At 42.1% G+C, this 10,203-nt stretch carries 7 protein-coding genes; 2 read left to right on the top strand and 5 right to left on the bottom strand.

The window, feature by feature from the left end; translation table 11 throughout:
* Window positions 1-862: 862 nt before the first annotated feature.
* The 3 genes from MHN30_RS23055 to MHN30_RS23045 form a co-directional block, all read right to left on the bottom strand.
* A complete protein-coding gene (locus tag MHN30_RS23055; protein WP_239361231.1) occupies window positions 863-1,894 on the bottom strand; it encodes an IS110 family transposase in 1,032 nt (343 codons plus the stop codon).
* 664 nt (window positions 1,895-2,558) lie between these two features.
* Window positions 2,559-4,016: a tRNA uracil 4-sulfurtransferase ThiI gene (thiI, locus tag MHN30_RS23050; RefSeq protein WP_239361229.1), complete on the bottom strand. Its 1,458-nt coding sequence runs from the start codon at window positions 4,014-4,016 to the stop codon at window positions 2,559-2,561.
* Between the two features lie 217 nt (window positions 4,017-4,233).
* Window positions 4,234-4,890, bottom strand: coding sequence for a TetR/AcrR family transcriptional regulator (locus MHN30_RS23045; RefSeq protein ID WP_010374241.1), 657 nt, complete (start codon window positions 4,888-4,890; stop codon window positions 4,234-4,236).
* Between the two features lie 185 nt (window positions 4,891-5,075).
* Here MHN30_RS23045 and coaD point away from each other — a divergent pair, with 185 nt between their 5' ends.
* Window positions 5,076-5,558 (top strand): pantetheine-phosphate adenylyltransferase, encoded by a 483-nt coding sequence (coaD, locus tag MHN30_RS23040; protein WP_010374242.1) that lies wholly within the window; start codon window positions 5,076-5,078, stop codon window positions 5,556-5,558.
* A complete protein-coding gene (locus tag MHN30_RS23035; RefSeq protein ID WP_239361228.1) occupies window positions 5,555-6,913 on the top strand; it encodes a capsule assembly Wzi family protein in 1,359 nt (452 codons plus the stop codon). Before coaD ends, MHN30_RS23035 begins: the two co-directional genes overlap by 4 nt.
* Before the next feature lie 557 nt (window positions 6,914-7,470).
* On the opposite strand, the gene MHN30_RS23030 is transcribed toward MHN30_RS23035, so the two are convergent.
* Both MHN30_RS23030 and argH read right to left on the bottom strand, forming a co-directional pair.
* Window positions 7,471-7,926, bottom strand: coding sequence for a hypothetical protein (locus MHN30_RS23030; protein ID WP_223193776.1), 456 nt, complete (start codon window positions 7,924-7,926; stop codon window positions 7,471-7,473).
* A 402-nt stretch (window positions 7,927-8,328) separates the two neighbouring features.
* Window positions 8,329-10,194, bottom strand: a complete 1,866-nt coding sequence (argH, locus tag MHN30_RS23025) for an argininosuccinate lyase (RefSeq protein WP_239361227.1) — start codon at window positions 10,192-10,194, stop codon at window positions 8,329-8,331.
* Between the last annotated feature and the right edge of the window lie 9 nt (window positions 10,195-10,203).

Below are 10,203 nucleotides of genomic sequence, written 5' to 3'. Positions count from 1 at the left end.
CCCCATGCCGAACTCAGAAGTGAAACAAAACAGCGTCGATGATAGTGTGGATTACCCATGTGAAAGTAGAACATCGCCAGGGCCAAATAAGAGAAACCCGTTGCAGAAATGCGACGGGTTTTTTGCTGTTTGGGGTATAGAGATTTGAGAGATATAAAACCTCGCAAGCCAATCAACACATCGCGAGGTTTTCTAAACCTAAGTAAATGCGCTCCTACTCCCACCACAGTATAAGCACAGTGCAACATGGTAGGAGGTTTACCCACCGATGGCTTGCAATTAAGGTTTCCAGTCGATGATAGTGTGGATTACCCATGTGACTCTCTATTTAAAAAATGAGAACATCCCACTTCGTAGCGAGCCAGGGCCAAATAAGAGGTTGATGAAAAGCGTTCATCCATGAACTTCATCGACATTCGAACATCCATGTACATCAAAACCCGTTGCAGTAATGCGACGGGTTTTTAGCTATTTGAGGTATAGAGATTTGAGATATAAAACCTCGCAAGCCAATCAACACATCGCGAGGTTTTCTAAACCTAAGTAAATGCGCTTATATGGACTCCTCCAATTGTACAAGCCACTTTTAGCATTATTAGTGTGATTGCGTGCTTATATCCGGGCTCTTGATGAGGTGCTACCTCGGCCTCTTTGATGTATTCGCGCCCTTGTGCCTTCTCTCCCACGCGGTATTTGTATACACCTGCGGTTTAACAGGCTCTCAAGGGTGGGTCTCACCGCTTAATGCTCTACCTTGGCTTGTTCAATACTGGGGGTAATCTCAGTATGCTTTATGCTTTATGCTTTATGCTTTATGCTTTTACGTTCTATTTATCTTGATTTTCTCTTTTGTTACTCAGTGCTATGCCGCTAAGATTTTTGGCTCGTATGTTGAGCCGTTTTTAAGTAAGGCATAGGCTGTTCTAACCGTTTTGTTGGCCAATGCAATGGCAACACATTTCACGCTTTTCTTGGCGAGTAGGTTTTTTATCCAGCGTTCTTTCTCTGTGGTCGCTTCTTTATGTTTTAGCCTGCTGACTACCGTTCTTGCACCGAGAAACAGGTTTTTCCTTAATGTATTGCCTCGTCTTTTGGGGATATGGCCTATCTTGGCTTTTCCGCCTGATGAGTGCTGGGTCGGTGTAACACCTGCACATGCCGCCGCCCCTCTGGCATCACTAAATTGTGAGGTATTGCCTAAAAAGGATAGCAGCTCTATCGCGGTAATAGGGCCAACACCTTCTAATGCCATTAAACGCTGGCAACTGTCATTTTGCTTGGTTATCGCTTCAACTTGTTTATGTAGCTGTGCTTTAGCGGCACATTGTGTTTTATATAGGTCATAACTCACCGCGAGTGCTTGTTTTAATGCGATGGGGAGCGCATTTTCAGCATCTTCTAAAATATCTGGAACGACTTGTGTTAACGCTGCATCGCCTTGATTAATGACAACACCAAACTCTAATAGCAAGCCACGTATTTGATTTGAAAGCTGAGTCTTTTGTTTATCTACTAAGGTTCTCGCTTGGTTCAATGATTGCAATGTTTGCTCTTCAACTGTCATGATTTTACAGGGCTTCACGTTGTATGCTTGGCTTGCACTGGCAATGGCGAGGACATCGTTCGCATCGGTTTTTTGGCCTTGCCTAAACGCTTTAACAAATTTAGGGGGAAGTAACATGACATCATGCCCCAGCGACAGCGCTTTGCGAGCAATATGCTGGGCACTACCACAAGCTTCCATCACAACCTTTGAACCCTCGGCTTTTGCTAGCAACTCAAGCATAGGTTCGCGTTTCATTGGCTTATTAAACTTGAGTTTATTGCCTTTCAACTGTGCTACTTGGAAAATGTTTTTTGCCAAGTCGATAGCAATTAAATTAGACTGTGTCATGTATGGACTCCTTATTTGGTAAAAGTGTTTTGCAATATCTTTATACCGTACTCTCCCGTTAAGGGGGAGGAGTCCATACATCTCCCACAAAACTATTTACACTGTGAATTATGAGGCACACTACGCAGATTGTTTTTGCAATACTTGCAAGCAGTTTAACTGCTAAAACCGTAGAAGATTTCATAAGCAGCTAATACCAATTGAATTAATTCTCTAATCAATTTGAAGGGTGAAATAGCATATTAGCTTCGTTAAAAATTTCTCATTTAGAACAACTAAATAGCAAAATTTTTGCCTTGCTACTAAAGCTATTTCCCCGCTTCAAGATAGATCATTTACTTAATACAACTGGTATAATTCCCCTTTCATCACACCTGAGAAGCATAAGCCGATATGCAATGCGCCGGCGGGATGTCGGTTGCTTTCCTATCCGTTTTTTGGGTTTAGGATTCAGTATGATGTCGGGGCGACGTTTTCTTGATTCGCTCAATTGCGTCGTTTCAAAAGAATGAACGAGGAGCGCATGGATGCGCTTTGATACTAACTGTGGAAGGCAGCTACAAAATACCTAGTAAATAAACGGGGATAAACAAGCAACCCCCACAAAAAACGCGCGTTGGGTAAATCCTAAAGTCTCACCCAACGCTTGTTAACACGCTTTATTTTAAGGACGGTACACCTTGACGTTAGCATAGCCATTTTCATGCAGAATAAGTGCTTGTAACTGGCTCATTACGCCTTTCGAACAGTACAAGTAGTATTCTTTGTCCTGTGGTAAGTCACCAAACTTAGTGGCTAATCTAAAGAAAGGTAAGTGGATCACTTGTGCACCATCTAGCTCTAGAGGGTTGGCATCTTCCTCTTCTGGAGAACGAATATCTAGTACCACCGCGTTGTCAGGTAATTCACTTACCGATTCCGCTTCTTTCACTTCTTCTTTTGCTTCAGCTTCAATATCACGAATATCTTTTACCGTCGCGTTCGCTACAACTGTGTTCAATACATCAAAGTCAAACTTTTCTTCTTCAGCTAATATCTTGTGAAGCTGTGCTTTTACCGTTGGTTTTTGAGAGATCACACCACAATATTCAGGCATTGCTTCTGCCATTTCATTGGTGCCAATCGCTCTGGCAATACGAATGATCTCTTCTTTATCGTGTTGAATAAGCGGTCGTAAGATCAGCATCTCTGTAACACGGTCAATCACGTTAAGGTTAGCCAAGGTTTGGCTTGATACCTGACCAATACTCTCACCAGTTACCAGTGCAGGGATCCCCAAACGCTCTGCGACCACAGCACCTGCACGCATCATCATGCGTTTTAGTACCACGCCCATTTGTCCGCTTTCGATATTCTCAAGAATTTCAGCGACAACTGGCTCAAAGTCAATCGTAATAAATTTAACTTTGTGGGTAGAGCTAAATTGTTTCCACAAGTAGTGGCTTACTTGCTTAACGCCAATTTCGTGGGCTGCGCCACCTAAGTTAAAGAACAAAAAGTGCGTACGCGCGCCTTTTCGCATCATTTGATAAGTCGCAACACCCGAGTCGAATCCGCCAGAAACCAAAGACAGCACGTCTTCTTGCGTTGGTAGTGGGAAGCCACCTAGACCAAAGTGCTGGTGACGAACGATGTAAGCTTTATTGTCTTTGACTTCGATTTTAACCGTCACATCAGGTTTTTTCAGCCTTACGCTGGCACCCTCTACATTTTGGTTTAAACCGCCACCAACATAACGCTCCACGTCGCTTGAAGTAAACTCATGCTTACCTTGGCGCTTTACGCGTACACAAAACGTTTTGCCCTTGAGCAATGGCTCAACCAAAGCAATCGTTTGTTGGTAGATATCATCAAGCGTATCGAACTGTGTTTCTTGCACCTCAATAAACTGCACAATACCTGGCGTGCGTTTAAGGTGGTCGATTAGACCAAGGCGGGTTTTCTCGTCACTTAGCTCGCTCGTCACTGAGATATTGTCCCAGTTATTTTTAACTTTTACGTTTTCGTCAACGCGAACCAACAGCATTTTGATGTTCTTCTCTAATACTTTGGTAAAACGCTTACGGACGGATTTGCTCTTAATAGCAATTTCGGGATGTAATTTGACGATAAATTTAAGCATAAAAGTCACTCTACTACAGATCGATTATCGGTTGCGATGACGCACTGATTTGACCTAAGCGGACTTTATCGTGGCGCACACTGACCGAGGACAGTTCGGGCGCGCGAGTATATCAAACTCAGAGCCGATTAGGAAATAAACAAACCTTTTCCCTTCGTGCTCTACAAAGCCTTTTGCCGTGCCCACCAAGGCAAAAGGCCGGCTTAATTATTTAAGGCTAAGCAATACTCGGTAAGCTCGCCTCTGCTAGTGCTTGATAATGCTGCTGAAGTTGTGCCACTTTCGGTGCGCTCATGGGCGTCGCGTAAGGTTTAAAAATCATCAGTACTTTAACAATGCCATTGTATATATCTTGTTGCTCAAGGACGCCAGTCATTCTTCTGGCTTTAACATAAGGAGTCCAGAAACTAACAGTCATTTTCAACATATGCGCAAGCTCTTTAGCATCGTCATCATCTATGGTGATCACGCCTGTATCTCTTAGGCCAATTACTACCGCTTTTACTTGCTCAAGTAAGCGTGACTGAAAAGCAATGTAGTTTTTTTTCAATTCATCATCACGAGCCAAAATGTCTGTCAGATTGTCGTAGAAAAAGTGATAACGCCACATCAGGTCGAACAAGGAGTCTAAATATTGAGTTAGCTGCTCAAGCGGTTCGTTGTGCTGCTCCAGTGGCTTAAAATGCGTATTTAAATGCTCGCTATAAAGCGCGAATATTTGCCGAATGATGTCTTCTTTATTTTTAAAATGATAGTACAAATTGCCAGGACTAATCCCCAAACTGGACGCTATATGGTTTGTCGTAATCGCGCGCTCTCCATGCAAATTAAATAACGCGATGCTGGTACGTATTATTTTTTCCTTGGTATTCATTACGATTCTCTATCTTTGTTGATAACGTGGTCGCGCTATTGCTAGTGTTACTAGGCTATTGCGCGCTCCATGTGAAAAAATAGCACTAATTTTACCTCTAGATAAGCTTAGATCCGACAAAGCTGACCAGTGTTTTTTCAAAAAAACCTTGTTACCATACAAAAAAATTCAACATAGTTACGCTTATGAAAGTCATCGCCCTCTACCCTGGCACATTTGATCCCCTCACTAATGGACATGAAGACTTAATCAAACGTGCAGCAAAAATGTTTGATACCGTGATCTTGGCAATTGCCCATAACCCAAATAAACAACCTTGTTTCTCACTAGAGCAACGTGTTGCTTTGGCTGAAGAAATTTTAAAGTCACATAAAAATGTAAAGGTGATTGGGTTTTCAGGATTACTCGTTGATTTAGCGAAAGAACAAAAAGCCAACGTGCTGATCCGCGGTATTCGCGCGGTGTCTGACTTTGACTATGAGTTCCAACTGGCCAATATGAATCGCCGTTTACATCCCGATTTGGAAAGCGTATTTTTAACGCCATCTGAAAAGAATTCATTTATCTCGTCAACTTTAGTAAAAGAAGTTGCGCTTCATAAAGGCAATGTCAGTGAATTTGTTCATCCGCTGGTTGCCAAAGCTTTAGAGGAAAAACTACACGGATGAAAAAGTGCCTATTATCCCTAGCCGTATTGGTTGGTACTTATGCGCACGCTTCACCTTGGATAGAGGTGTCGCAAAGTGAGCTTAAACACAGCATAGATTTACTGGTTGCAGAAGGCGTGATAAATCGCCCAGTTAATCAATATCCTCTGCTATGGAGCGGCATTGTTAATGACCTCGCCGCTATTGATGAAAGAAATCTCTCTGAAACCGCAGGCTTTGCATTGGCACATTTACGCCATGCGCTAAAACAAGCAAAAAGAGAAAGATACAGTAGTGTAAAAGCACATTTTAACGGTGCTGAAGAGCGCTCCACTGGCTTTGGTGAACGTCAAAATGAACGTTCAGGCTTGCGTACTTATGGCGTTATTACAGGTGGTGCTGTTAGCGCTAAAGTTGCGGTTAACTACGCAGATGAAGGCCAAGATGGAAAATACGTGAATCACCACGGCAGCCACCTCGCAGTGCTGTTTGGTAATTGGTCTCTCAGCGCTGAGCGGCTAAGCTACTGGTGGGGACCGAGCAACGAAAACGCGCTGATGCTTTCAAACAACGCAGCCCCAATGAAAGCGGTTCGTTTGAGTCGTGCCAATAACAACTACATTGGACCGAGCTTTCTCTCTTTCGTTGGTCCTTGGCAAGTGACGGCCATTATGGCAAAACAACGCCCAAGTATAGCCAGTAAAAAGGATGGTGATTTTTGGGGGTTTAGAGCGGCAGCTTTTCCAATTCAAGGGTTAGAACTTGGCTTTAGTACAACATCCAGCGACTTTGTTTATCAACAACAAAACCTTGAAAGCGAAAAGCAAACGCAACGCCTCACCAGCGTTGACTTCAAATATTCCACTAGGCTAGCTAATCAACCGCTCGCTTTATACGGTGAGTTTGCAGGCAATAACGACAGTGGTGCGTTACCAAGCAATCCAATGTACACCCTAGGTATTGAAAGTTATTGGGGTGGTAAAGACTATCGTCTTAAAAGCTTTATTGAATACTCAGATACAAGCATTGATTGTAAAGACGAGCTAAAGCTCGCGCTTTGCCCAAGAGACAATACCCTAGATTCAGCGAACTACAGTGAACGCGACCTTTGGCTTGGAGCAAGCTCGGGATTAGACGCTAAAAACCTCACTCTCGCGTTAGATTACTTCAGCACAGATGGCATTGGTACTTATGCCAAACTAAAACGAGTTGAATTTGACACACTAGACGTTGAACGAAATCAGCTCGAGCTCGGTTACCAACAAGGTGTGTTTGGCGCGCTTGCTAAAATTGGCCTAAAGGCATGGCAAGATAAGTCTCAGGAAGAAGACGAAAGCCACGCAGCACTCACGTTGAGCGTGGAATATCAGTTTTAACGAGCGGCCATCGCCGCTCTTTTATTATGGCGTATAATCCAAGAAAGTCCTTAGGAATAAGCAAAACGACAATTAAAAGCCAATCGGTTATATACATTCCGATAGTGTATAACCAGTAAACCCAATCACGATACTCTTTATCCACTCGGTGATTAGTAATAATATCCTCACTTATAATTAAAACAAAAAGAAATGAGTTTACTGTTAAAAAACCTATCACATAGGACTTCACTACTCTTGTCAGTCTAAATTCTGGAAACTTAAATAGCTTAACTAGCAAAAGTATTATAGAAATATCTAAGAATAAAAATATAAAGTAAATTGAAAGATCATAGAACCCCGCTGTACCAGTTAACCAGCCTTTTGACTCGCAAAAATAAAATGTAGGTATTGTGAGAAAATATGAACCTGCGAGGAGAAATGAAATGCCACTGAGCTGCTTAAATTTAGGGTTTTTAGTTGCTCGAACAAAGTTAAAGAGTGCAACAAACAGTAGAATCCATGAGTGCAAACTACTAAGAAACAAGTAAAACAAATAGTGAAAATCGACCACAACTTCAAGCTACCCTAGCTCTCACCTTACTTATAGCCCATTTAATACCTAACCAATCTTTATTGACTAATAGAGAAGTAACCATAATAAAGTCCACAGAAATCACTAAATATGAGTACAAATACCATAACAGCCAGCGCGTTACATTTTCATAAATATATGTATCAATATACATAAAGAAGAACATAACAGTATTAATAGCCAAACCTATCATAGTATATAAAACGCCCACTTCAAGCTTTTCATCTTTAAAAAAAGTATAAGTGGCAAGAAAAAGAGCTAATAAAGTAAAGAGATCAAATAAAGCAAATATGCCGTGAATAGCTGTGTTATAGCTATCAGAAACAATGATAAAATCGCTTACAAAGTAGGAGATAAATAACAGAGTAGAAGCAAGGAGTAGCTGTAAATTTTTCTGGACTTTTAGTATATAAAAAAATAGATGTAGCAGTGTGGCCATCAAGAAGCCCCATATAACAAGGGCTCCTATACTCATACCAAAAAAGTCATAAATTAACATTAATCATTAGTACGGTTCTTTAGACCCAGGCGGAGTAATTACACTTCCACGTGCGCCAGATACCATCTCAAGTTTACTTCCAGATTGAATTACCTTATCAGAAAGCGACTTTGTTTGACCAGCTGTTTTAGCTTGATTTTTTCTCGCTAGAATCATCTTTAGCATTGAATTTCCCTCAATATTTACAAATTAGTCTTAACTCTAAAAGTGAGTCACCTAAAAATTATCGAGATTTACATAGCACGAGACATGCCAACATTTATTAAATTAATTTCAATCGGTTGATTTACATACAGAAAGAGCGCTTACTAGCGCTCTTTTTGATTCTATAAAAGTTGGATGTTAAGCCACAAATTTACATGGAATACTTAAGCTAGATGTTTGTTTTATAATGAAATCCATCGCAATTTCATCACAGTTATCTTTACGCAAGCACAACTCACAGTCTTTCATCACTTTTTCAGGCAAGCTATCTTTGGTACAGTTGTTAAAGCCTTGTTTCATAAAGAAGCCTGGCACTCTAGTTAGCACAATAATACGATTGAGTGCCAATTTTTTGGCTTTCACCAGTAAATGCTCAACTAAAAGTTGCCCTTGTCCCTTTATTTCGCTTTCGGGATTTACACCCAAAGAGCGAATTTCCGCAAGCCCAGTGTCGTAAATATATAAAGATGCACATCCTGTCACTTTGCCATCGACCTCTGTCACCGCAAACTCGTTGATACTATGGATCATGTCACTTTTCGCTCGCGGTAGGTTCTCACCTACTTTAGCCCAATACTGGATCAGTCCGGCAATGGCTTCAACATCATCTAAATTGGCATCACGCACTAGGATTTTTTGCTTTTTTTTTGCCGTTTTAATGGCATTGGTCACTTGTGGCAATGAGGTGCCGCCTAATGCTTTACGAGCGGCAATACAAGCGTCAATTTCGAGTACCGGGTAGACATCCTCTGCAATTACTGCGCTGACTTGCTGGAATTCCTCTAAGCTCAGATCCTCGAGGTTTTGCCCCTTACTAATTGCTAACTGCACTAATTCACCGACGATGTGATGGCCTTCCCTAAACGGTATTCCCTTAGCAACGAGATAATCAGCAAGCTCTGTTGCATTGGCGTGACCACCTTTTGCCGCCGCTAACGTTTTATCATCATTAACCTTAATGCCTTTAACGCATGCTTCAGCCATATGAATACACGCAAGCCAAGTTGGCATGGCATCAAATAGGCCTTCTTTGTCTTCCTGCATGTCTTTGTTGTAGGCCAAAGGCAAAGCTTTAAGCGTCATCATCATGCCGCTAAAGGCGCCAAAAACTCGACCTGTTTTGCCACGGATCAACTCTAAGGCGTCAGGGTTCTTTTTCTGTGGCATCAAGGATGAACCGGATGTCACACTGTCGGCCAAATCAATAAATCCAGATTCACCAGAATTGTAAAAGATCAAATCTTCAGCAAAACGAGATAAATGCATCATAGAAATAGACGCACAACTGAGTAGCTCAACAACAAAGTCACGATCAGAGACCGCATCTAAACTATTACGAGAGGCTTCTCTAAAGCCAAGGTTAACGGCCAACACTTCACGATCGATAGGATAGGCAGTCCCCGCTAGCGCACCTGAGCCAAGTGGACACACATTTAACCTTTCAAGCGCATCATTTAAGCGCGACTCATCGCGCTCAATCATCTCAACGTAAGCCATACACCAATGACTAAAAAGTACAGGCTGAGCACGCTGTAAATGGGTGTAGCCTGGTAAAATAGTACCAAGCTCCTGCTCTGCAAGTGTCACTAGAGCTTGCTTTAGTGAGCTCAATGCCACAAGCAGTTGCTGCGCCGTTTTTCGACTCCACAGTCTAAAATCAGTGGCTACTTGGTCGTTACGGCTTCGACCTGTGTGCAGCTTTTTACCTAAGTCACCCACTTTGTCGATAAGTTTAGCTTCAACATAAGAATGAATATCCTCATGTCCCGCGGTTGCTACACTACGCGGATCAGCAATCACTTCATCCAAAAGCTGTTTCAGCGCTGAAATGATCTGCTGATGTTCGCTTTCAGTTAATACATCTACTTGCTTTAGCGCACCCGCCCAAGCGATAGAGCCAACAATATCTTGCTCTGCCAATTGATAATCAAATGGCAGAGAATCATTAAATTGCTTAAATGCCTCATCAGGACCTGATGAAAAACGGCCGCCCCATAATGCCATCTCGCTCTC

Source organism: Pseudoalteromonas sp. OF7H-1 (genome assembly GCF_022347825.1).
GTDB lineage: Bacteria > Pseudomonadota > Gammaproteobacteria > Enterobacterales > Alteromonadaceae > Pseudoalteromonas > Pseudoalteromonas maricaloris.
Note: the sequence above shows the minus strand (reverse complement) of the source record. Positions and strands in the feature narration are given on the sequence as shown.

Excerpts from the sequence above, each read along its gene's own strand:
- MHN30_RS23055 (WP_239361231.1), bottom strand. The coding sequence starts at position 1,894 with ATGACACAGTCTAATTTAATTGCTATCGACTTGGCAAAAAACATTTTC.
- MHN30_RS23045 (WP_010374241.1), bottom strand. The coding sequence starts at position 4,890 with ATGAATACCAAGGAAAAAATAATACGTACCAGCATCGCGTTATTTAAT.
- MHN30_RS23035 (WP_239361228.1), top strand. The coding sequence starts at position 5,555 with ATGAAAAAGTGCCTATTATCCCTAGCCGTATTGGTTGGTACTTATGCG.
- MHN30_RS23030 (WP_223193776.1), bottom strand. The coding sequence starts at position 7,926 with ATGGCCACACTGCTACATCTATTTTTTTATATACTAAAAGTCCAGAAA.
- coaD (WP_010374242.1), top strand. The coding sequence starts at position 5,076 with ATGAAAGTCATCGCCCTCTACCCTGGCACATTTGATCCCCTCACTAAT.
- argH (WP_239361227.1), bottom strand. The coding sequence starts at position 10,194 with ATGGCATTATGGGGCGGCCGTTTTTCATCAGGTCCTGATGAGGCATTT.
- thiI (WP_239361229.1), bottom strand. The coding sequence starts at position 4,016 with ATGCTTAAATTTATCGTCAAATTACATCCCGAAATTGCTATTAAGAGC.